Raw genomic sequence first — 25,123 nt, 5'->3', positions numbered from 1 at the left:
CCCTCCCTCGTCAGCCTTGATCGCAACGCGCCGGCGGGCAGCGCCGCGGACCGAAAAACCGCGGCGCTGCCGGGCCGGCATTAACGTGCAAGCTCGACGGAGTAGGTCCCGTCGGTGCGGGCGCGAACGACGACGTCGCCGTCCCATCCTGTGGCATAGACCGCCCTCGTCATGTCGATCTCGGCAAACCGCTTGACGCGCTGCGCGACTTTCACCTTTGCGGCAGTGGCCCGCTGGTCCGAGACCGCACCGGCCAGGAGAGTGACGACATCGCTGCGCGGATGGCCGTAGGCCCAAGCGGTCCACCGCTCCTCGATCGCGGCTGGCCCCATCGAGATGACCGCGGCTTTGGGGCTCATTGCTTCGAGCAATTCGGCGGTCGTGCCATTATGCGAGCCGTGATGGCCGACCTCGTAGAAATCGACGTCGAGCATGCGCGTCTCCGCATATTTGTCGATAAGCGTCTCGAGCGCGGTTTCCTCCATGTCGCCGGTGAACAGAAACGACGCCTGATCGAAATCGATGCGAATGACGAGGCTCTGGTTGTTGCCGTTGTCGAACTCTCCGTCGGGCCAGCCAGGGTTTTCGAGATAGTGCCCCGATAGAACCCGGATTTTGGGGTCGATGCCTGGGCACTAAACCGGATCGATAACGCCGTTGGACAGTCCGCGTCCCGATGTGCCGACCATGACGTCGGTCACCGCCAGCGCGGGAATCATCGGCGCCTGGTGCACGCGCGCGTCCATCCACCGCGCGGCGACGCGGCCCGAGCCGGTAAGGATGCCGTTGTGAATGTAGCCGCCGATCGAGAAACGCTCTGCGATACGCCGAAGGTTGCTGTTGTGATCGACATGCGTGTGGGTGACGAAGACCGCGGCGAGACCCTTCTTAAGGTCTGGTCGCCGCGCAAAGAAAGCATCGAGATAGGCTAGCAAGTGGTCGCCAGCCGCAGTGCCGCGGCCACCGGCATCGATCAAGATCGCGGCGCACGGAAATTCGACGAGCGCGGCCGCGCCTTGATCGACATCGATGTAGTGGACCGCCATCGCCGCGACCGGGCGTGCAGCAACCGGGGTTTCCGGAGGCCATCCTGGCGGATCGCCGGCGCGGCGCTCGACGTAAGCAAAATAGATCCAGCCCGTGCTCCCGTCTTCGAGCGCAATACGGTAATAACCGCGCTGCCGAGCGCCATCGTCGAGCAGGCGAAAGGTGGCACCTAGCTCAGGATAAAGGACGACCGCGCTCTCGCGGGTTGGCCCCTCGCGCAGCGTCACGTGACGCTTGACGACCACGTGGTCTGCGAGCGCCGGGCTCGCGGTCATGGTCGAACACATGACAGCGACCAGGGCGATCATAGCTCGCGGTAGGCGCAAGGCGCGCTGGCGCGCGATCATGAAGCCCAGCTCTCTGATCCATCCGAGCCCCTTCACAGTGCGATCCCGGCCGCAAGAAGCGCAGCCAGCGCACCTTGGATGAGGAAGGCCTTGACGACCCGCGTCGCGAGTGCGGCCAAAGCGGCGACCGCGAGCCAAGCAGCGGCGACAAGGCCCAGCACCGGCGCCGCAACGTGCGCCGCGTTAGAGAGCCAAGCAGTCGCTGCTAAGATGAGCGCTAGAACGAGATTGTAAGCGCCGACGTTGAACGCCAACCGGCGCGCCCAGACTACGTGATCGGCATCGCTTGGAGCTCCAGCGAGCCAGGTCGGCGCGATTCGCCCAACGGTCGCAAGCGACCAATTCGCCATTTCGGTATAAGCGAAATAGACATGAGCGAGCGCCCCTAAGCCCGCGACGATCACAACGAAAGTCTGCATGCCCTGCCCCCGTTAGATGCCTATCCCCCGCAACCGGAGCATTGACCCGCCCACATCCCCTGACGCGGCCTAGACCGCGCCTTGCCATCGGATACTCGGCGCATCCGACGAGCACAGCACACCCTGCTCTGGAAAAAGGTCATTCGTAGGCGAGCACCAGGGTTGGCCTTTCGCTCTACGGTGTGTTCGCCCAGGACGAGTGGGCGGATGCAAGCCTCCCGCCGTATCTCGCCCACCTGTCGCTGTGCTCGACAGCTATTGAGGTCAGGCAGTATCGACTGACCCGAAACCTCCAACGTGCTCAAGCGAATGACAATATCGGCCAAGAATCAGTCCCCCGAGATTCTTTCCTCGCGAGAAAACTATGCCGATACCTTAAACTCGGCAAGCGCAATGCGCATGGCCGTTTGCAACCTATTTAGCTTCCTACCACCAGATATCGCAAGGAGTACGCACGCAATTATGTAGGAATAGAGAATTTCCCGAGCTCGGAAGAAAACTCAACTGTCACGACCAGCGTCAATCTGCTTTGCCCTCTTCAGCAAACACGAAGTCTTGCCCCCATGGACAGTCCACTGCGAAGTCTGCGAACTCCTGCTCGGAAACGACTTCGTTGCGAGTGTGCCAAGCGATGGCAAAAGTTTCGCCCTCTTCCCCTTGCAAGGTGTGGGTCTGACCCTGAGGGACCGTGAAATTGTGAATGCCGCCCCCAGCAGGCCGAACCGTGGCTGCGACGATGGCAAAGTCGTTGTTGAAAAAATCGGTTCTGGCATTTGGCATGAGCAGCAAGTGCCTTTCTATACGTCAATCAGCGACTCTGGAACGAACGCACACCAGCTTCTCACTCGCTGCTTCATTCGTCGAGTCGGAACATCCTTGTCTTGTATTCTCTGTCGCCGTTCTCATTCTTGGAACCTGACAGCAACTCCGCCCATGCCGGATAACTTCTGAAGGCCTACCGACGATCGCTTCGATTCATGAAGGCTCCAACGGCCCGCTGATCCTTGTCACCGCTGCTCGAAACCCATCGCTCGTCGGCTATCGCGGACCTAGATTTAAGCCACGAACGACGGCTCTGTTGGCGAGTACAGATTTCGCAACGGCGACCCCAGCCGCATCAGACCGGGCTCCAGGCTTCGTCCGAGGCCTAGCGCCAAGCTTGAGCGAAAGGGGGCGATGATGGCTGCCGCGGATGCCAAAATTCCCGATCGGGAATATCAACGTTGATTTAGCGCCTAATCTGAGAAATTTTCCTGATCGGGATATATGGACACTCAAGCCTGCTGACCGATCGTCGCCAGCTTCGCTAACCGCCGACTTTTAAGCAGCTTCCCAGACACCGTTCAGGATCCGCGCCGTCAGCGCCGCCTTGTCTGGACCGAGAAGCGGCCGCGATTGCATCGGAAGGACGAGATAACAGCGAAATCCCTAGAATTGGGCGATTCGGTCGCCAACCAGCAGACTAGTGCCGTGCATTTCGACGATCTTATGCCGAAGATCGATACCACGCAAAGTAAAGTCCGCCACAGACCAGGAGTGAGCAACCACTCCTAGTTCCGTGAACGCACGAATCGCGACGAAATTCTTTCGCTAGCCGATGATTGAAATGGTTAACGACCTGTGTCAACTTCGATTCTTCGTAAGGCACTTTACGACCTAGGACGGGGGCTGGCGTGCGACGCATTCGCTTGTTTGAGCGGACGACCGATATTGGCCGTCTCCAGCTGGAACTTCGCGGCGCCGCTGGTTCCCAGTTGATCGACAAGGTCTGGTTGAACCTCAAGATCGGCGCCGTCGACACCCAAACCGATCTCGTCCTTGCCGCACCTTTCGAGATGACGCAGGACCTCACGCAGCCTTCGACCGATGGGGCCGTCGAGACCTTCCGCCCCCGCTCAGAACTTGCCACCGCCGCCCGCGCCAAGCTGGCCGAAACTCTGCGAAAACTGGGTAACCTCACTCTCAAACTCGACAACGACGCGCGTTTCTTCGGCATGGCCGGTCAGGCAGGGTGGAGCGCGGGCCTGGCAATCTACCTTGGGAACCTCGCCGACAACGACGAGGAAGACGATTTGCCGCTTTTCTGCGCTTTCGCGCGAGGGACGATGTCGATCACTGTGCCCGAATATGGCGGCGGGGCAGTCAATGCCGATATCAGCCTAGAGATATCGATCTCTCGCCGTGAAGCCGAGGCAGCGCTCGACCAAGCGGTGCGCGCCCTCCTTGCCATCGAAGCACCGAGCCTCAAGGGGCTGTCTCTTCGCTGGCCCAAGATCACTCTGCCGCGGCTTTCGATCGACGCCCTCTCGCTGCCAGCGCCCGATCTCGGCGCGTTTGCATTCCCGATTCCAAACCTTCAAGCGGGCGTCCACTGGACGACGACGCCAGTCTTCGGAGTCACTCTCAACAATGGCGCGCTCGCCATCGCCACCCCGACCCCGGGCATCGGCTACGTGGGCGTGGGTCCAACCCCGGCGGACCAACAGGTGCCGGCGAACCGCTTGGTGGACATCGATGGCTTCAGCGTGACGCTTGATCCAGCCGGCAACTCGCACTGGGACGGAAGGTTCACGTCGCGAGGACCGAAAACCCAGCTGATCGAGCGCAAGGTGGTGCCGGCGGGCCCCGTGACGCTGACGCTCAGCAACCTTTCGATTACCCCGGAGGTGACCTTTTCGGCGACGGATGGCTTAGAGGTCACCACCAAAATTGCTTTCGCCCGGCTCGCGATCGCCGCCACAGAAGACCCGAGCCTCGTCCTTACGCTTGCCGGTGAAGTCGAACTCTCGGGCAAACCCGGAGGAGACGTCGACACGAAGGTGACGAACCTGGCCGTCGTGGCGCCGACCCAACTCTCGATCGATCTGTCCGCCGTGACGGCGCTTCGCGACGCGTTTCGGTTTGTCGTGGGCTTCGATTTCGATAGCCCGGATATGGCGGTCCCAACGATCCTGAAGCGGATCGGCGAGATCTTGGCCGCGGCCTTGCAATGGCTGGGCCGCCGGGCGGCCGAAGCCGCGGGAGCGGCTGGCCGCCTCCTCGCTGGCCTTGGCGAAAGTGCCGTCGAGGCGCTTGGCGAGTTCCTGGACTGGCTTCGCGACGGGGCGAGCTCGATGAGCGGGATGGCTCTGGAAGTTCGGCTCGATCCGCGGACACTTGCCTTACAGCAGATCATTCTGATGCCAGCTAGGGCGAACGGAGGCGCTGCCGCGATGATCGGCAACGATCCGGCGTCGCCTTTGCACGTCAGTGTTGCGGCGAGCGCTCGCCCATCATTGCTGCTCGACCTGCGGGGCGAAGGTGTTTGCGCTCTAGTACTCACGGCCGACGGCGCGGAGTTGGCCAAGCTCGAGACCGACCTCTGGCTTGGCCGTTCTGGCGGCGGCACGGAAGCGGTTCGCGACACGAAGGCAGGTGAGCGGCAGCCCGAGCGGTTGGTCAAAGTCACCGCGAGCGCGGTCGCCGCACCGCTCGCGGTCGCCGTTGTCGCGATCGAGGGCGGACGGGCGCGCTTCTTCCGCCGCCTCAAATCGATCGCGGCAGAACAGATAACCGTCGGGTCCAACTTCGCGCTGGGCTTCGGCGCCGACTTGAGCCTCGGCGATCTCGATATCGGGGCCGGCGGCGGCGGGGACATCAAAGTTGAGCTCAAGCTCGGCGATTTCAGCGACATGAAGGACCGGCTCCTGCCTTTCCTGAAGGGGCCCAAAGCCGAAGGGGGGTCTCAATTCTCGCAGCGGGTGACCATTCGCAAGACAGGCGAGGCAAAGATCGAGGCGGGCGAAGCGCGCGTGCCGCTGGAAATCGAGGTGCAGGTGGCAGGCGAAAAGCTCGACGCCGATCTAGAACTCATCGTCGATGCCCGGACACTGCGCGTGAGGCTGGCCGGCGGAAAGGTCGTCGGTATCCGCCAAAAGGCTCGGACAATCGATCTCTTGAACATGAAGCTCAGCTTGGCGAAGGCGAAGGACGCCAAGCTCGATGACAAAGGCGCTTTTGAACAGTTTGTCTTGGACTTCTCCGACGACGATGCACGCTTAGCGCTCTCGAAAGATGCGGTTGCCGAGCTGAGCTACGACAAGGTCGCAGCCTCGGGTCGCGGGCTGGTGTTCGCGGTGGATGAATTCGCCGTCTCGCGCAACGGGCTCGATCTGACCGCGCGCATTAAGCCGGACGCCGTCAAGCTTGCCGGGGTCGGCACTGCATTCCGATTTACAGCCGGCGGCTTGTCGATCCGCAAGAGCAAGCTGCTGAGCGCCAATATCTCCGGCACCGGTCAGTTGCCGCCAGATCTCGTCGGCGAGGCCAGTGCCGAGGTATCGATTGCACTGGGTGCGCACGAGCGCGGGCTCGTTGTCGAAGCCGCCAAAGGCTACTTAAAGCCTGGTGCGCCGCTCGTTTGCGAGAGCACGCGGTTCCGCTTCCAGATCGACGAGCTTGGTTTTACCTTCGTCGAGCGAGACGGCGACTATAAGTTCCTGTTTTTGCTCACGGGCGAGGCTCGCTTCAAGCCAGGCGACGGTGAGTTCCAGTCTGGCCTGCTCGCGAACCTGGCAAAGACCCGCATCGTCATGCGCCGAGCGCCGCTTTCAGGCGAGGCGCTGAGCGGCATCGAAGTTCAGACGCCGATTGACCCGCCGATATCCACCACGCTCTTCGACATCTTCAGCTTCAAGATCCGAGGGATCGGCTTTCATCCCTCCTCGCCGTTCTTCGGCGGCGACGCCGCACTGTCAATCTCGGGCCAAGTCGGGTTCGTTCCGAGCGGTGATATCCCGAACGTAAAGATCGACTTCCACGAACTCATGATCGCTAAGCCGGCGCCAAGCGAAAGCCTGCCCCGCGTGCGCATGGGCGGGCTCGGCGTGGCGGTTTCGGTCGGCGGGGTGGCCAGCATTTCGGGCGAGGCGATCGCCGTCGATGCTGATACGCCCTCGCTCAACACAGGCATAGAGCTGCCCGCGAACATCAAGGCTAAGGGCTTCCTGGCGCGCGGTGCGCTCGACATCTCCAGCTGGGCCTCCGTGCGGGCCAGCATGGGTTTCTTGGAGCTGCGGGAGGATCTCGGCCGCGGCCGGCGAAGCGACCCCAGGCACGCATTCTTCGTCTACGGACAGATGGAAAAGCTCGCCTACCCGATCAATATCTTCGGATACGATATCTACCTCGAAGAGATCGGTTTCGGCTTTGGCTACCGATATACCCTAGCGGGTCTCGCCGAGGCCGACCGCGTCAATACGCCGCAAGCCCTGATCCAAGTTCTCGACGAAGTCGCGAAATACCAGGGCAACCTGAACGACTTCAAGTCTTGGCGACCAGAAACGTCTGGCGACCGCGTGACCTTGGCCATGCGGGTCATGCTCGCCTTCTCGGCTGCCTCGACCGGGGGCGTTTGGGACGAAGACCGCGAGAAGGCGCACAAGTCGAACCCTGTCTTGTTCGACCTCGTCGCCGCGATCCGTAGCGACCTCACCTTCCTAATGATGGGACGCGCTTTCCTTTGCGTATCTTACTACGATTGGATCGCCGAGAAGTCGCCCTATCCCGAAGGGTGGAAGGAAAAGCCCAGCCTGCGGGGTTATCTCTACCTGTCCGTGCCGCGGCAGATGATGTTGGCCCGGCTCGTCGCAGACCCGAATGGGTTCGTGGGCGAACGCCCACCCCTATTCGAACCGCTCAAGAAGGCGCTCAGCGCACTGGAATGGTCCTCGACCCTCTATGTGACTCCAGGGCTCTTCCATCAAGAGTTCGGCTGGCCTTACGAGCTCGGCTACAAGATGGGCAGCGAAGATGGCCCCTTCTTCATGACGGTTCGAGGGGGCCTCGTCCTGCGCATCGAAGATGGGGCCATGCTCTATGGCGCCGCCTTGCGCGCCAAGGGCTTCGCAAAATTTAGCGGCTCGATCGGCGGTCGCAGCTTTGGCGCCTCCGCACGCGCACGCGCCGATTTTTCGCTCGATTCCAAGTTGATCGCCTACATCTCGGTGCGCGACCGCGAAAAGACGCTCTTTTACGGTCAATTGCGGCTCGACGTCTCCATCTCGTTCGAGGTTCGGGTCTGGTTGGAGATCGATCTCCCTTTCGACAATCACATCCACCTCGAGGCCGGTTTCTCGCTTTCTCTCTCGCTGTCCTTTGCAGTCGAACTCGCTGCCCAACCTGCAAATCCTTATCTCGGCGGGCGCGCCACCGCTTCGATACGCGTCAGCGCACTCGGCCGCTCGCTGTCGCTCGGCGTGGGTTTCAGCTTCAACAACGACTTTCTTTCAGAAGCACGCCTTCGTGCGAACCGCTTCCTCGAGTTGGGGCTCGCTGCCAAGACACCCGAGCCCGGGTCGGGCCTAGCGAGCGCGTCGGCGCCCGCCCCGCAGCCCGAACGCTCGCGTGCCCAGCGCACGGAAGTCGTCGACAAAGCGATCGAGACCGAAGCGAGCGCGCAGGATGATGTTGCCGCCCCCGAACCCCAGCCAGGCACTCCGATCGTCGGCGCCGAACTTAAGCGCACCGATTGGTGGCTGATGCTCTTCCCCACACGCCGTCAGGCCGAGCCAGGGTATGTCGTGCAGCTGCTTCCGCGCGATCTGCAAACCGCTTTTCCTGGTGACCCCGGCGCGCCGGACGCGGCCTCGCCGCGCAACGCCACCTACTTCGCCCCGCCGCCGATGTCGGGCGAGGTCCGCACCTTCGATCACGAACTCGTCTGGAAGCCAGGACGGGTCCCGCCGGCTGGTATGCTGCAATTGAGCGCCGCCGGTAATGCGGTGCCCCTCCAGTCGGCCGAGCGTGTGCTTGATCCTGGCGGACCGAACCAGCGGTCCGCGTGGGTGACCCAAACAACGGTGAAGTGGGGCGCCCGCTTGGCCGAGAGCGATAAAGCGACGCTGCAGGCGATGCAGGCGCAATGCTATCTCGGCGATGGGGAATCGCGGACCTACACCGAACCCAAATCTCCCTATGATCCCGCCCAAGGCAGAGCCGAGCCGCTTCCCACCGATCCCGACGCTGCGGCGAGCGCCCTTGCGCGCGCCGCGCGCCAGCGCGCCAACGCCACCGGCATGGCGCGATTGGCCTATGAGATGGATGAGCGCCGCTCCGGCCTCATTGCTGCGGTTGGCGAGACGGCGTCGCGTATTGCCGCCTTGGGCGAAAGCGGAGGCGCTTGGGCGCCCGCATTCGCGGGTCTCGATGCGCGCGACCTTGGACTAACGTTCTGGATCCCGGAAAACGAGCTTGCCGACCTCCTCGAGGCGGCCGATCTTGCTGACGACAGCCGCCCTGAAGCGGCATGTTTCAGCCTCGTATCCTGCGCGAGTGAAAGAAACGGGGGGGCCTGGAAGCCGCGTCCGACCGACGCCGGCTTCGTCCACGCCTATAATCCGCCGCGGCGCCACTTCGCACGCATGCAGCCAAAACTGGCAGGCAAGCGGGCCGAGGTGAAGCCGCAAGGCGTACTGCTGTCATGGGATCTCGAGCCGGCCTGGACGGCGTCGGCCTCGACCTATGGCGACCCCGAGTTCCATCTCAAGCACTACCGAATTGAACGGCGCATCCCTAGCCTTGGCATTGTCCTCCCGCCCATCACCGTCAAGCCCGCCGACCAGGGCTACCAATTCGTCGATGACCTGAAGGATCTCGGTCCCGAACTGCGCGCCCTGCTGCTCGACTTGCCGCTCGACGACTTGTCGCCCCAAGCCGTGAGCGCAGCGCGCACGCAGCTTGCAGAGACCGGTCAGGCCTATATCGAAGCCCAATACCAGATCGTCGCTGTGGATTTTGCGGGGTCGGAATCCGAAGTGCAGCCGCTGCAGGCGGAGTTGCCGCTGCCGGCTCCCGAACGCAAGCGGTTGACCGAGGCGAGACTAAAAGTTCTTTATCCGGACCTACCGGTGCTCGGTGCCGTCTCGCAGCCGATCCTATCCCTACTGCTGAACTGGCCGGATGAAGCAGACTTTGCCGCCGCGACGGATGGGCTGCAGCTGCGCGTGCGGTCGGAACGCATGATCGGCGCCGGTCTTTTCGGCGCAGACGCGCTCGTCGATGCCGCTGGACGCCCGGCGTTCGAAGACATCCAACGCGATTTCGACGGCGATCGCATTTATACGCTTCAAGTGGCGCGTCCGCCTGCTCCGCGCGTCGCCTTGCAAGTGGCGCGCCTCCAGCCGAATAAAGCACCGCGACCGCAGTCGCTCTATGCTGTCGCGCCAGATACGACCGCACCTTCGCTGCTGAGCGCGCTCGGAATCGGCGCCGATTTCAACGTCGAAGCACTGCGTGTCCATGCCCGCCGGAAGGACAGCCCGTGGCTGCCCGTCGATCTCGTCATCGCGATCGCAGAAAAATCGGCGGACGCTCCGCCGCCGCTCGAGACCCGGCCGCTTGCGGTCGAATCTCCCGTCGAGATCTTCGAGCACCCCGTTCATGCGGAGTTCCTGGCGCTCGGCATTGAAGACGTCGCCGCCGAAGCCGGCCGGTTGCATCTCCTGAGACCGGCGGAAGATGCGTCACTGTCCGGGCTGCTAGACGGCGAATCCGCCGCCACCAAGCTCATCCTCGATCCGGAACGCCGAACCGGCGTCACGCTGGCATGGAACACGGCGGCGCCCAGCTTGTCGCTCATCCCTGATGGTCCAACCACGGGAGCAAGCATCGCACCCTTCGTCGGCGGCTTCGACATCTTTACGCTCCACCCCGACGCCTTGGCCCCGGCGCCGAAAGCCGCCACGCCGGAGCAACAGCCGGACGAGGATGCGAAGCATCTGGAAAACCACGCCGAGTACCTGGGCCGCGTTCAACTCTTGCCAGCAACCCTGGCCGCCCACACGCCCGCCACTATCGGCGATCTGGCCCGGGTCGAGGCCGGTTTTCCGAGCCAGGAGCCGCAGCGCACCGCGGCTGGCGCCGACGAGGCGCCTTGGTATTCGACCGCCGAATCTCTTCTGGCCTGGCCGAAGACGGTATTGCGCCGCCGGCTGGCTCCGGCACCTGACGAGGCGGCGCTCGCGTGCTTGTTTGCTGCTGGGCGCCCCACCCGCGTCGCGGCCGAGCTCGTCATTCCAGAGGGTCTTCTGCAGGGCGAAATCAAGCTCAACGCCTTGCCAAACGACGTCTCTGCGAGTGGGGGCCTGACCGTCGACGGCGTACGCAGCTGGTTGCGCGCCCTGCGCTGGACTCCGCTAGGCGCGACGCCGCGACAGGTCGACGAGGCCTTCGCCAGCAATTCTGCAGGGTGGGGCGCTGCCATGTTGAGGCTAACCGCATTTCAGGGCCTACGCCGGCTCGGAGAACCCGTCGACCTTGCGCTGCCGCTCGAAGGCCCGTTGCACCCGGTCCTCGCCGACGTCCTCGACACTTTAAGGCACGAGCGTTCGAAATCTGGTCTTCTTTATCGTCGCTACGAGACTGTCCTGGAATCGAGCCCCACACCCCAGGCGACGAGCTTTACCGCGTTGCTCGATGAGACCGCACCCGGCGGTGACCCGCATGGCTGGGGCGCATTGCGAGCCTTGGGCCTTTGCGCGGCGCTGCGCCTTTACGATACCGAGCGCGGCGCGTTCGTGGCGAGCAAGGACCTTCTGTCCAAGATCAACAAGGCATTTGTCGATACGCTGGCCGACTACGAGGACGCGTTCGTTGGCGCGCCTTTCGTCGATGTCTTCGCCCGCCACGAAGGTTTGGCACGGGTCGGATCGTTTGACGGCGGGACGCCTGCTACGAAACTGGACGACGAGCTGCTGAGCTTCTCGCAGATCGCGCTTCGCCCAGTCGCTGAGCCAATGCTCGAGGGCACCAGCAAGTTTGTACGCTATGGCCGGCTCCGTGTCGGCGAAAGCGTAAATCCGCGGATCGTCACCAGCGAAAATCGCCGCGCGATTATCGATCTCGAGATGCTGACCGGCACGGGCCGCGGCGCTCGGTTTACCGTGGCTGCGGGCGGGCTCCTCTCGGACACGTCCATTCCCGCCGAGCTGCTGATCGATATCAGCGACGCGCAAGCAGCATCGCAACGACTGGCGCAAGGCGTGGAACTTGCTCTAGTGCGCATCATCTCACTCGGCGGCCCTGGCGGGGATAACGACCTAGCGGAGATCGAGGCGCACTTCGATGGCCTCCGCTTCGAGGCGATCGACGGACCGAAGGAGACGGGTGGTGGCGCCAATCCGTTTGGACGCTTCGCCCCCCTCGACGCCGATCGTATCCACACGTTGCTGTTCGTTCCTAGAGCGCAGGGCAAACCCCCGCTTGCCGCAGACCACCACCGTGACCTGTTGCGGCTGGCCGCGCCTTACATCAAGCCATCGGGCCAGCCCCAAAATACGGACGACGAGGTATCGGCGCGGATGGAGGCTTGGTCGCGGCGTTTCATTCGCTTCGGCGCCGCGGTCAAGCCGCCCCCGCAACATGTCGGATTCTCGCTGGCGTGCGTGCCGCGTCCCAGTCCTTGGCGGGCGGTGGCCCGTGCCGACGGCCGTGCAGATATCCTGCTTCTGGAGAAGGATCGGTGGGGTGCCCGCCGGCGCTACACAGTGCGTCCGTTCGGCCGTTACGAAAATTTCGTCGAGGCCGTCGAGCGCACATTGCCGCGCGCGGCAGGCGAGCCGCCGCTGTCCAATCGGCCGCCGCCCTCTCTTGTGCGTGCGCTCAGGGGACGTATCGATGCTTGGGCCGAAGTCTCGATCCCCCGCAGTGAGCCCGTGCAGGCTCCGGTCGTACTTGCCGTTGGTCGCCGCGATGTTCTGCAAGGCGAGATCTTGCGGCCCGGCGAGCATCTCGAGCTTGTCCTTGCCCGTGCCGTCGACGAGACCCTGGCGGAGACCAACACCATGGTAGAGGGTGCAGTCCAATCTCACGGGCTTGGTGTCAGCTTTTGGGCTGAGCATGCCTACGCCAAATGGGCCACCGCGATGGGCATCTCGCCCAACGACGAAGCTGCCGCTATCGTCGCTCTTTCCAGCGACGCCCCCCGGCCAGTACCGCTAAGCCTGACCGATCGCGACGCCCTCAAGGACCTCGATGGCCGGGTACCCGATTTGTGGCGCGGCGCCCTCGTCTACCGAACGCGCCACTTGCCACATTTCTTGCGCATGCACGCTGTTGCCTATGCGGCGGCGGGCGTTGTCGTCTCGCCCGTCAGTACCGCGACATTCGAAGAGGGCCAGTACGAGTTGCGGCTGCCAGGCGTCGAACCGGCCTGCCGGGTCGAGGCGGTCACCGAAACAGGCGTCACCATCACGTTCGAGATACCCCTCGTGCGATACGTCGACGGCATGCCGCAAGGAGCCCGAGATCTCTGGGGCATCGATGCACCGCTGCTGCAGACGCCTGACCCCGCCGTCTCCTATCGCGTCTCGTTGGACGCGCTTTACCAAGACGCCGTCGTGAGCACGGGCGCGGAGTTCGAGATCGCCGCGGAGACAACGCCAGATCAGGAGGACTTCCGCACCGACAAAGTCGGGCCACGTTTCAACGACGCGGCGGTCACCCAGAGTTACGCCGCCGCAGGGACCGTGCGCAAAAGGCTCGACCTGGAGGTGCGCCAAAAGGGTGGTCAGTCTTCGGCTTTACCAGCCTACGGCGCGGCTCCAGCGCTTGCAAAGCGCCTCGAATCCCTCGCCGCCACGCCAGCGGATGCAGCCTGGATCTCGGCTTTCTTGCCGACCTCGGCCGCCTCGATCGCTCTGCTCCGGCCTCCTCGGCGGATGAACCGCAACAGTAACGTCACCGACTGGGCGAACTTCCGAGCACAAATCGAGGCGACAAAGGCCGAGCTGACCGCATATGCCGATCAGGATCCTCCGTACGCGCCCGCCCTAGCCTCGAGTCTGGCTTTGCTCGACCGCGCCAGGCAGATCCGCGATGGGAATAACGGTGAGCGTGACTGGGAAGCCTTGCTCGCCGCGCCGGAGCTTGGCGGCGCGGGGGAGGCTAGCGGACAGCGCTACCGCTTACCCACTCCGAGCTGGCCCGGGGCCGTCGCCTTCGCACGCCGCGACCACATAGTTCTAGACTACGGCGATTGGACTTGGCCCGCCCCGCCGCGAGCGGACTTCGCCGCGCGAGAGCGCCTCGCTCGGGCGCTCGCCGGTCTGACCCCGGTCGCCCCAGCCGTCGCCGCCGATGTCGCAGATCTCTCTCGCGCTATTCGTACGGGACTGCGAACACGCGAGGTCGCCGCCCAGGCGCCGCCGATGGCCGGGTTCGCCCGCGTCACAGCCGCGGTGCCCGACAGTGAGAGCGCCGAGTTCGCAGCGGTCGACGCTGCTGCTCCGGATGCATGGGACGTGCTTTGGAGCGTCTCCAGCACCGCGCCGCTCCTCGATACTGGCGAGCTGGATCGTGACCGGGTCGCGGCTCTCTTCGCTGTGGCCGAGGCAGAGCCCACGGCAACCGCGATGATCGATGCTCTCGCGGCATGGGAAGACGGCCAGGCGCCCTTTGCACCCATCGAATTGCCGTTGAGCCACCGCGACCGTCAAAATGCGCTGGCTCGAATTCGCCAGGCGCTGACGTCGCAGGCTGGTCAGCCAGCCGTGCAGCTTGGCAACCTTGAAGGACCTTACGCGGTGACCCAGCGGCGTCCGCCAACCGATGCAGACCTCGCCAGCCTGCCGAGCATCACGGTGCGCAACCGCCTGCAAGCACTCGCCGACGACCAATTGTTCGGAGCTGATCGCAGGCCCGTGCTCACCGCCTATCATGGATTCGCCCCGCCGGTTCGGCGCTCCTTCACTCGCACGTTGGAACCTGCGCAATGATGCTGGGCAATATCTCGCTCGTCGGTCCTCGCCTTGCCGTCGGCGAAGGCTTTTTGTGGCGAGCCTCCTTGCGGGTCGCCTATGACAAGCCCGGCCAAGGCGCTGTCAATATCCGCGTCGTCGATCATGCCTTCGGGCTACGCACCGTGCTCGCGCAGGACAGCGTCCAGGATTTGCGATACCAGCCAAGCGCGGGACCGAGCTTAGGGATTACGCAGTTCCGGCCGCCTGCGTTGCTAGCCGTAGCTGCCCACGTCGATCCCGACGCCGATTTCAGCCTTCGCCCCAACCCGGATGCCAAGTTCAAGCTAAAGCCGGTTCCCGTATCGGAGCGCAGAACACTCTTCGTCAGTCCCGCCGGAGTTTGGCCCAGGCAAGCCTATTCCGCGGGCGACGACGCGCCCGCGATCAGCACGCCGTCTCTCCGCCTAGTCGAGAGTGGCCTCGAGGCGGTCTTGAAGCCGGGTTTAGCTGGACGGGATCCTCTCAACCTGCGCCTTGAGGGCAACCGCGTCATGGTCTTGGGTGACTTGCTCATCCCTAACGCGCCGAGGCGACGGGAGCTCAGGGTCAAACTCACGCCCCTCGGACTGGAGTTCGAAGCAGCCCCGCCGCAATTTCTGCGGGATTTAAACGCCGGTCTAACCGAAGCCACAAGACTAACCTATCGTCTCACGACCAAGGCGGATTCAAGCGGCGGCGCGGCAGGCGAACCTCAACTCCAGTACGTGCTGGAATTGGTAAAGGCCGAGGCCGCGGATATTCACCGGCTACATGACTCATTGGCGGAGGTGTTCCGCCCCACGAACGAAGCCCTATCGCGCGTTCGTATTGACTATAATTCTGGCGATGGTCCGCCGCCGCTCTCTTGGCCCCTTACCGTGGTCAATGGCCAACTCAAGCTCGACCAGATGCGCTGCGTTCTCCGCGGTGACCGCGTGCGCATCAGGCTTCGCAGCGAGCCAGAAACGCTCGGAGGATCGCAACAAGTTGCGGAAATCGCGCCTTATGCGCTGCAGTTATCCTCGGTTGGTGTTGGCGCGGCACGCTGCCTAACGGTGGAGGCCGACACGGGGACACCGATTGGAGAGCCGACCTCGGACGAATTGCGCGCTGACGTCGAATTCAGCTGGAAGCCGGGCGATGCGCGTCTCCACGGTAAGATGAGTTCGCCGGCAGGCGCCGTTCCGTTGGGTCTCGACGATGAGGGTCTGGCCAAAGACTTGGGGCGCCAATACGCTCAGTCGGGCGTGCTACCGAAGGGCCAGGAGACGAGCCCTTATTTTTTTGTCCCCGTGCAACGCGGCTGGCTGCAAATGGCCCTTCCCGATCCGCCACCGGCAAGCGCACCCCGCTCAGCATCGCGACCTCCGAGTGCGCGCGGCGCCGACATGCTATGGAATGGCGCGACTGCGCAGACCTGGAGCCCCGCGACGGACGCGGACGATCTCACGCGTAGACTGATCGAGGTCGACGGAGCGCTTCGTGTTCTCCTCACGCTTACCTGGGCGTGGGCGAACCGCACCATTCCGCCTGTCACTCTGGTGCGTTTCGAGCAAGCCTGGGGCCGGCTACGCGGTCACTTATACGTGGCGGCGGCCAGTCCCTCACCCAAAGAAATCCTGCCTTCCCTGCTCGCAGGGCCAGCCGCGGTTCGGGACGTCGTCTTGCCGTTCGGACTGGGTGCCAAGGACGAGATCCGCGCGAAAGCACAGTGGCACGACGCCGGCGGAGAGACCGTGGAGCTTGAGTTAGCGATCCCCCAGACCGACAAACGCGTCAATTTGGCTTGGCTTGGGCACAAGACACTGCCGCTCATCGTGCAAGCGCCTATGACCCGCACTGCCGCCGCGGGCGAGCCGTTACATACGCGTTCGCTTGTTCCGCACCAAGTGAACGGCGCGCCCAAGCTCATCTTGTCGCCCACCGCCGCGCTTCCTTCGCTTGAGGCAACCATCGCCGCGTGGGAAGACCACTGGCCATGGCCCGCGCTGTCCGAGGACGGCGATAGCGAAGAAAAGCCGGCCGTCGAAATGGTCATGCCGACTCTTCCGGAGGCGCGGTTCGCGTGGCCGACGTTCAGAAACGTCGACGCGCCGGGTCTCAAGGTCGCACTCGGGTACGACCTTCCGCTGCTCGCCGAATATTTCGCCGGTATCCGGACACCCAAGGCGGTAGCCATGGCCGCGTCCCCCGATCCTGCCGGAGCGCCCAGCCCCCCTACCGCGCTCGAACCATTCCGGCTCCCCGCGGTCTGGCGCCAGGCGGCGGAGGGCCTCGCGCTTGCACGGACGCAAAGCGCCAGCCTCGTGCCATGGTCTCCCACAACCGGCGACGCAATTCCCGTGGAGATTGCAGGCCTTGCCGAGCCCTTCGTCTGGTCCACACGCTTCAAATTCGAGCCTTCATTCAAGATCGATGCCTCGTCCAATGCCTTGCCGCTCGGCGCCTACCGGCTGGACGGAGAGTTGCTTTACGGCGGTTCGGCTCTCGCTGGCGGACCCGACCGCGACTTCGATCTCGACCGCACGAACCTGAAGCTCAGAAAGCTTGCGGGCGCGCCGCTCAAGGTCCGAGGTTTGGCTGCGGGACTGAGGACCGAAGGCGTCCATGCTTACGACAACCGCGGCCACGCGATCGCACAAGCTCCGACGTCGGCGCCCACAGCGGAGGTGGGCCTGCGCCAGGCGGCCTTCGATCCCGGCCGCATCGGCGCAGCGGCACAACCGGTACGCACCTTCCAGCGCGCCAGTCTGCGCGCGCCTATGCAAGTGAAACTCGGAACCAAGGTCGCCGAGTTCTGGTTTCGCGACCTCGTCCTCAATGCTCAGAACACATTCGCTATGGCCGATAGCCCAGCCGAGCGAGCCAGCGGGCCGAGTGCGACGGCCTTCGACCGCGACCGACTTCCTTTCGGTCTGCATGAATGGCGGCTCTACGAACCGATGGATGCGGATGTTGAACCGGCAGCCGGAATTGCTTTCGGGCCTTTCCGATTCCGACCTCTGCGCCTTCACGAAGTCGAGTGCGAAGCCACGACCCCCGCGACCCTTGGCCTGCAGGTTGCGTCAATGGCGATCGCCGGCGTGTTGGAACTCGCACCGCCTCGCGAGATTACGGCTGATCCGGAGTACGAGTCGGCAAACCTCGTCTTGCTGACATTTACGCGCAGCGGCGCGCAGGAACTGACGCTTTCCGCAGCCGAGCGTATCGAAGTAAATTTCACGGATAGCGATGCTGCTCTCGTCCGCGCGCCGAATACACCCCTACAATTTAGCCGCTGCGATGCGCGGATTACGGCAGGTGCGACCAAGGGCGGGACTGGCTTGGCCACGCTCAATCTCGTCCTGGCTCCCAGAGCCACGAGCGTGCAGGAGGAGAGCCTTGCATTCGACCGGGCAACGCTCGACGTGCGCCTGTTCGGTCAAGACTGGTCAATTTCGAATAGCAAGCCGGCCATTGCCGCCGATGACATCCTGAAGGTCAGCTTCAGCCCGCCGGCGACACCGACCGCGCAAGCCTATCCCGGCGGAATTGAAGTAACTGCCACGGCGACAGAGCTGACAGTCAACCTTAAATCCTTCACTGCGGTCCTAACTCGGCCGGCCAAGTCCGTTGACGGGCTCGCCATACCAGCGCTTCAAGTACTTTCCCTCGCACCGGATCGTCTGACCTGGCTCGGGCTCAAGCTGCCAAACCCGCCCATCGAGATCGACCACACATGCGGATGTATCAGCCTCGACCTTCCGGGGACGGTTGAGGCGCAGGGCGCGCTTATCGTCGGGTTGCCCGTGGGCCGCTCGGCTATCGCAGGCCATGTGAGCTTGGTGTTTGATCCCGTCGCTGGCGACTGGCCACAAGCCAACCTGCGATCGGGCTACGCTGACCTGACAGCGACCTACTTGGAAGGTCCCGAACAGCGGCCGAGTTTTCGTCATCGGCTCCTGATCTCCAATAGAGCTTGGACCGAGAGCGATCTGGCGGTGACTTTACCGGCCCGCGAACGGCTAAGCCGCATTCAGTGGCCAATTGATGCTGTGGCAGCGCTCCCCGTCCCGCCACCAGCGGGCCGCGCTGTAAACATCACGATCGGCGACGCGGGCCCGCCGCTAGTCCACCGGGTGACAGTCGAGCTACAAAGACACGCGCTGGGGCTCGACTTGCTCGGGTCCGATCGCGATGCGGTAAGGATCTATGCGCCGTGGCGAGTGCTGGCACGCGCGCGCCACCAGATCGCCGACCTCAGTTGGACGAGTGTTGAGGCCCTGACCGTTCTTGATCACGTCTTGCTCGTCCGTGCGGCGACGGGCGACGTCGACACGGCATCGAACTCGGCCCGAACCGAATATGGTTTTGTCCCGCATTACCGGAACGATATCTACCGCGGGGATCGCACGGTCGACTTCATGCGCAACCCAGGGATCGCGCGCCGCGCGCTTGCTGCCGTGGGTATTCCCGACTTGTTTTTGGCAAGGACGCTTGCCGCAACGCCGGCAACCGGCGCAACAGAGGCCCTATTGTTCGCTGGCGGGGCGGCGACAATCGTGCGAACTGCATCGACCAATGATGGTGATGTCGGCGTTCAACTGACCTTGCCGTGGCTGTGTGCCTGGCCAGATGACCTCACAAACGTTCCCCTGAATTCGGCGTTGAATGTTCTCCCCCAAGCGCCAACGACGCCCAAGGCATTTCGTGCAACCGACGTCGATTTGAATGCTGGCGTCGCCGTGCCAATCGGTCTTGCGCCGAGCGCACCGGCTGTGCTCGGCGCCTCGGAGTTCGAAATCCTCAAGACGATTAGGCCGCTTCTTGTAGAACCCGGTCGGCCAGCGCCAATATGGCCGGCCGAACGGCCTTACAGCGATGGCTCCACCACGCTCGCACCCCAGGCACCGCCCTATTACCTGAAACCTGCCGTCGCTTGGCCGGCAGAGCAGAGCTACATCGAGGCCACAGCGCCGATAACACCGCAGGAAATGCCTTATTTTCTGCGCAGTCTGCTTGCGCTGAGAACGATTGTCTCAGTGTGGGGGGGACAGACAGCAAAGTCTCACTTCGCTTCGGCGATCAAGGTCCTGATCCCTGCCCGTCCGGATCGGGACGATCGCCCGCCGGAGCGCAGCGTGGCTTTGAGCATCTCTCATCGCACCGCCTCGCCTGAAGAAAAGTCAGCCCAGCTGATCGTCCTCGAACGCCGCCTAGCCCAGGTCGTGCCGCCTCCGTCGGAGATCGACCTCACCGCTTTGGCGAGCGGAGCGGCCATGCGCCGACTGGCGAGCGCCGCGCTCGAGATCACGCGGTATCCGATCGCCATCGTAGCGGTTGCCGAAGACGGAAATGCTATCGTGCGCCGTTCAGTTGAGGCACCGCCTCCCATCGTGCTACCGACCGCGAGTCTCAGGCTGCGACCGCGAGAACAGACACTCTATGCGGCTGCCACGCGAGGCTGGCCGACACGGCCGGAACCGATGCCCCTCGACGTCGAACCCGTTGTCGTCACGGGTGAAGAGGCCGTCCTGCATGCGCCCGAACTCGCGCTAGGCGGCCGCGCAGCCGCCTTTGCAACACCTGCCTATATCCGGTCTTCAGAGCAGATAACTCAAGCAGCGCAACACGCGGTCTACCTTTTCACGAGCCGGCGGGCGATCTTCCGGCGTAGCCGGCTGTCGGGCGGCGGCACGGCGCCGCCCGCGCGGCACCTCAGTCCCGCCGCAGCGAGACTGCGGGCGCCCACCGCTGCGGCGACATCCGAAGCCCTTGAGCGGGTTGCCGCGAAGAACGGGACCATCCGCGGCATGCTGCCGGGTACTTTTGAACGCGCGGCGCTCGGAGGACGAGCTGGCGCCATGTTCCTCGAGACCGACGGGATCGTGTCCAGCGGCGAAGGCCTCGCGCTTGACCCGCAGGTTCAACGTTTCGGAGTCCGCGGCGACCTCCTCGCGCACGTTTCGCGGCAGCTTCGCGCGCCGCGAGCCGGTCCATTGCCGGAGACCCCCGACCTCGCTGCGCGTCGGCGCACGTTCGTCTCAGCCGCGGATATCGAAGCCGCAACGACGGCGCTGAAACCGTGTCATATCGTTCTTGGACCTGCGGGTCTCATCCGGCTCGGCGATGCGACTACGCGCATCGAGTTTCTGGTGGTGGACGGAGCCGACACCGACGAAATGCCGCAACGCTTGCGACGGCTCCCGGTCCCGTTCGAGAGCAAGTTAAAGATAATGGCGCGAGGACCGTCTGCGACAAGTGGGACGGACGTTCTCGCCCTGCTCGTCGAGGCCGGCCTTTTCGACCCTTTGACGCGCGTCGAGCTGCGGATCGGAGCAGCGCGCGTTGCATTTGCCAGCTTGAAAGCTGATGTCGCGGGCGATTACGTGATTATCGAGGTCGCTCTTGGCGACAGATCTGACCATGGGATAGGACGAGCCAGCGAACTGCTGACCATCGCCTCTGCCGACGCTGTTCCGATCCTGCGGGTGACGCTCGGGCGCTCTGGGCTATCTCCGCCACCCGGAAATGCGATTCCGCTGCCTTTAGATCCCGCAGTTTCTCCGCTCGCACTCGGACCGCCGCGCATTGTCGACATCCCGCTGCCTCTCACGGCTAGCAAGGGCCCCAGCTTGCCATTGGAGACCGTGCTGGTCGCCTTTGGTGACCCCAGTTACGATCGAACTCTCTCCAGCCGCGCGCAGTCGTCTCGCACAGCAGACGGGCGGCTTCTGCTGGCAGTAGATCGGCCCGAATACGACCGCTCGGTCGACATTCTGCTCGCTTTCGGCGAGATCGATAAGGCGACGAACACATTTAAACCTCCGACGATCGCGCAGGATGGTACTGCACAGCCTGTCTGGCCGCTCGAACTGCAGGTACAGCGCGCGCAGGACCCAAGCCTCTCCGGCGCAGCGCTCGACAAGGCAGCTGAGCTAAAGCCGGTTACCGTCGACGGTCTGAGCGAGCTGAAGGTCGTGGCGGGCGCGGTTCACAGCTTGCCGCTGCGCAGCCTTTTGTCGGACGACCGCGGACTTGAGCCTGGCGATCAACTGATCATCACCGCAAAGGATGACCGCAACGACCTTGTCGTGCGCGTCCAGATTGTCGCCGAACTCATCACTCCGGCACCCGATGCGGTTTATGGCTTAGTCACCGTTTCGCGCGATGCAGCGCAGGTTCCCGTAGCGGCTAGCATACCGCTCTATGCGAGTGCCCCGATGCCGCAGGTGATCGAAGCGCCGAACCTTCTGGCGGATCTCGCGGCGGGGTTCGTGCGCCGCCGGGGTCTCTTCATCTGGCGCTTCGCGACGCCCACGCCGATGCAAGGAATGCCCTATGCCGCCCTGGTCAAAGTGGATCGGGCCGGCGGCGGGCAGATTCCCGAGAAGGAGGATGATTTTAGTCTTCTGTGATGGGCGGAGCCGAACAACGCGGGCAGGCTCAGGCCGAGCGCCGTCGCTCTTCGACCTCGCCGAGCCGCTGCGAGACCTCGGCTACCGGATATCCACGCTCGGTGACCTGGGCCACCGCATCACGCTTGAACTCGTCGCTGAAATTGGGCTTCCCCATCATCGCCTCCTGCCCTCAAAATTAGGATCGAAGGCGTCCAGAAATCTAGGGGCTACTCAGCGAGCGCAGAAACAGAGTCGGGTTTTCTCATGCCCCTGAGCTAACATCATGCTGCGTCAAAAGCGGTCGCAGGGATGCGCTGGCCGCCTCCAATCGCTCTCGCATAACCGATTGGAGCGCGTCGGGGCCTTCAATCACAACCTCCCCGCCCCATGTAAAAAGATGCTCGGCAATTTCGCGAAGACCGCCAGCCCTGAACCTTACGATTAGGCCCTCAGCCGTTTCTTCCAGTTCCTGAGCCGGATGGAAGCGCCATTGCCGTGCGCGTTCGACGGAGGATGGGAGCACGCGCAACACGACTGCGTGATCTTCCTCCCGCCAGATGCCAAAGCTTTGTGACAGCCACCGGTCGAGGTCCCAATCCTCTGGAGGTAGTCCCGACGTGTTTGCCGCACGCACGTTGTTCATCCGATCCAGACGGAAGGGCACTGGGTCGGCATCGCGATCGGGCATTTTGCCAATCAGGTACGTGATCGGACCATGCACAAGGCCAAAGGGTATCACGCGGCGCCATCGTGGGAGATCAGACCCATCGGCGCGATAATCGAATTCCACACATTGCCCTGCCATGATGGCGCCCTGGATAGCGGCCAGATTTTCCGGGTCGGCGACGACGGCCGGCCCGGCGGGAACCCTGCTGCGCTGAAGGCGGACCAAGGCTTCCAGGTCCGGATCGACCCTTCGCTTCTCGCGATCATCCAATGCAGCTTTTGTCTTGTCGAGCAGGCTGGAGAGCAGTGCTGCCTGAGGTGCCATCTCGCGATTGCGAGCGTCGGCTTCAGCCTGGAGTGCCGCGATCTCGGCAGCCGTGGGACGCGTGTACACCCGCCTAAGCGCGTCTCGAATGCGAAAACGTTTGGTTCGTCCATCGCTGTCCTCGACGACATCGAAATGAAGCGCGATCACGTCGCGCAGGCGCTCGGCGGTTCGCCTGGTAACCCCGAGCCCGGCAGCCATCTCGCCCAGGGTCAGGCCTTCCCCGCTGTCGCACAGCATATGAACGAGCTTCAGCGTGCGATCGAGCTTGGCCATCCTCTGGGTCACGGCGTTTCCCCTTGCAGGTCGAAGGGCCCTACCGGCAGGAATAGCAGAGGGCTGCTGTCCTCGGATCGCGAGGCTTCCAGCCAGTCGCGTCCGGAAATCTCCTGCCTTGCCAATTCTTCCAGCGTCTCCACGCTGGCGGCCGCGGCGAGTTCGCGTTCGCGCGCTGATTTGACGATGGTGCGAAAGTCTTCGGTTCGCTGATCCATTCGCTCTTGCCACTGCGGCGTTGCCGCCAGGTCATGGTCTGGCGAAGCTGCGAGGGCCAACCGGCCAAGGCGCACGGGCTCGCCAAGCGCCAGAAGCGTGTGGGTACGCGCCGTAGCGGCCTGACGCGCCATGTCATCCTGGCCTGCGGCCAACCTCGCGGTAATGCGCAGTCCCGAAGCCAATGCATACGCATCCACGAAGGGTTCGCCACAAAGACGATCACTGGCATCGTCAAGGTCACGGGCACGGCGTTCGAAGCTGTCTGCGAGAAAATGGGAATCGCGGGCAATAGCCGTCCATTCGGTGTGGGTCGCGGATGGAAGCCATGCTTCCTCGACCTGGTCGGCCAGAGTGCGAAGCCGTGTAAAATCTTCCGCAATTCGCTCGGTTCGCAAACCCTCAATCCCTCGTGCAATCGCTGCTAGTCCGGGACGGATGGCATCGACCTTCTGCTCAACGCGCGCGATCCGACGGGCAAGCAGGGCGGTTCCCGCAATCGACACCCCAATCGATATGCCGCTCAATGCGAGGTTGGCGACCTGCAGCGACTGAACCACCGCGATCGCAGCTTTGATCTGTTCGTTCTGGACGACGCTCACGGCCTCGAGCGCCAACTGGGGCAACCCCAGGGGGCCGGAACTCAGCAACGAAGAGAGCGCCGAGGTCTCTTGCAAATGCCCGACGATCCTTCCCGAGGTGACGGACTGGATGATGGAGCCCGAGACGCGGTATTCGCCCGAGGCAACGCCGGCCAGAAGGTGACCGGGAATCTCACGCAGCAGCGTGTTGGCAAGCGAGCCGATCACAGGGCCTTCGCCCGCTTGGCGGCTCGGTTAAATTCGGTCGCGAGTTGCTGCAGGATTGCAGGAGACTGTTCGCTTCCGTCGATCAACGAGGCGACGATGAACCCTCGCACCCGCTTTCGCAGACGGACCAACGTGCGATCGCGTATCTTAGCTGTGTTAAAGACGCCGGTAGCAAGACCCAATCCGGCAAGGGCACCTCCGCCCAGCACCACCGGCCAACTTATAGCTGTGGTGGTCACCAACCCGAGCCAGGCCGTCGTGGTCGTCACGGCTGCGAATGGAAGGGCAGCAGCGGTAGCCACCCCCGCGGCCAACGGAACCGCGGCCGCCGCGACATCCCTTGCCCCCTCGAAGGCACCTTCCGGTTCCTCCGCATGCTCTGGCCCCCGCACCCAAACGGCCTGCTCCTCAACCAGTTCAAGCAGAGCCGTGTTCGCCTCGTCGAGGATCTCGATGGCGACGGGTTCCGCCACAGATCGCACCATTGGCGCGATACGCTCCTGGATGAAGGTGGCTTGGCTGAACAGCCCGTCTTTCAGACCGACCTTGGCGATCTCATCTTCGGCAGACACGATCAGATCGGCCGCAACCTGATTGAGCGTTCTCGCAGCGACGAGGGTGTAATCGGACGCCCATTCGTCGATCTTTTGCCCGGCAAAGATCCGGTTGAACAATCCCATGAATTTCCCCCGCCGCCCCTCGGCCGAATCCGGACTTCCGGTCGGACCTTGGAGACTGTCTCCACGACAGAACCGGTCGCAGCAAGCTTGAATCCGATGAAACTGCCGTTCGGGCACCTTGCATCCGATCATCAAAAGGCTTGTATGAGCGGTACTCGTAGGGGGCTGCCAATAGTCACAAGATTCACGATTCTGTGCGCCAAG

The 25,123-nt window shown here is 63.5% G+C and carries 9 protein-coding genes and 1 pseudogene; 2 read left to right on the top strand and 8 right to left on the bottom strand.

The annotated features are described in order from the left end of the window. Positions 1 to 80: 80 nt before the first annotated feature. The 4 genes from K7W03_RS06085 to K7W03_RS06070 all read right to left on the bottom strand — a co-directional run bounded on the left by K7W03_RS06085 (position 81) and on the right by K7W03_RS06070 (position 2,602). Positions 81 to 614 (bottom strand): ComEC/Rec2 family competence protein, encoded by a 534-nt coding sequence (locus K7W03_RS06085; RefSeq protein WP_319024298.1) that lies wholly within the window; start codon positions 612 to 614, stop codon positions 81 to 83. A gap of 21 nt (positions 615 to 635) precedes the next feature. Then, positions 636 to 1,394: an MBL fold metallo-hydrolase gene (locus tag K7W03_RS06080; RefSeq protein WP_222885796.1), complete on the bottom strand. Its 759-nt coding sequence runs from the start codon at positions 1,392 to 1,394 to the stop codon at positions 636 to 638. A 32-nt stretch (positions 1,395 to 1,426) separates the two neighbouring features. Continuing rightward, positions 1,427 to 1,813: a DUF1304 family protein gene (locus tag K7W03_RS06075; RefSeq protein WP_222885795.1), complete on the bottom strand. Its 387-nt coding sequence runs from the start codon at positions 1,811 to 1,813 to the stop codon at positions 1,427 to 1,429. A gap of 519 nt (positions 1,814 to 2,332) precedes the next feature. Further along, positions 2,333 to 2,602 carry a hypothetical protein gene (locus tag K7W03_RS06070; RefSeq protein WP_222885794.1) on the bottom strand — a complete coding sequence of 90 codons (270 nt, stop codon included), beginning with the start codon at positions 2,600 to 2,602 and terminating at the stop codon, positions 2,333 to 2,335. An 884-nt stretch (positions 2,603 to 3,486) separates the two neighbouring features. Here K7W03_RS06070 and K7W03_RS06065 point away from each other — a divergent pair. Both K7W03_RS06065 and K7W03_RS06060 read left to right on the top strand, forming a co-directional pair. Then, positions 3,487 to 14,565 (top strand): hypothetical protein, encoded by an 11,079-nt coding sequence (locus K7W03_RS06065; RefSeq protein WP_222885793.1) that lies wholly within the window; start codon positions 3,487 to 3,489, stop codon positions 14,563 to 14,565. Continuing rightward, positions 14,562 to 21,965: a hypothetical protein gene (locus K7W03_RS06060; protein WP_222885792.1), complete on the top strand. Its 7,404-nt coding sequence runs from the start codon at positions 14,562 to 14,564 to the stop codon at positions 21,963 to 21,965. Before K7W03_RS06065 ends, K7W03_RS06060 begins: the two co-directional genes overlap by 4 nt. A gap of 58 nt (positions 21,966 to 22,023) precedes the next feature. On the opposite strand, the pseudogene K7W03_RS06055 reads toward K7W03_RS06060, so the two are convergent. The 4 genes and pseudogenes from K7W03_RS06055 to K7W03_RS06040 all read right to left on the bottom strand — a co-directional run. Then, a pseudogene (locus K7W03_RS06055) lies at positions 22,024 to 22,122 on the bottom strand (transposase); the annotation flags it as partial. A gap of 87 nt (positions 22,123 to 22,209) precedes the next feature. Then, entirely contained in the window at positions 22,210 to 23,214 is a 1,005-nt protein-coding gene (locus tag K7W03_RS06050) for a helix-turn-helix transcriptional regulator (protein ID WP_226869740.1), read from the bottom strand. 8 nt (positions 23,215 to 23,222) lie between these two features. Continuing rightward, positions 23,223 to 24,239, bottom strand: coding sequence for a hypothetical protein (locus K7W03_RS06045; protein ID WP_222885790.1), 1,017 nt, complete (start codon positions 24,237 to 24,239; stop codon positions 23,223 to 23,225). Next, entirely contained in the window at positions 24,236 to 24,919 is a 684-nt protein-coding gene (locus K7W03_RS06040; RefSeq protein ID WP_222885789.1) for a hypothetical protein, read from the bottom strand. Before K7W03_RS06040 ends, K7W03_RS06045 begins: the two co-directional genes overlap by 4 nt. Positions 24,920 to 25,123: the final 204 nt, after the last annotated feature.

Source organism: Sphingobium sp. PNB, assembly GCF_019873065.1.
Lineage (GTDB): Bacteria > Pseudomonadota > Alphaproteobacteria > Sphingomonadales > Sphingomonadaceae > Sphingobium > Sphingobium fuliginis.
This window is presented reverse-complemented; position numbering and strand designations above follow the sequence as displayed.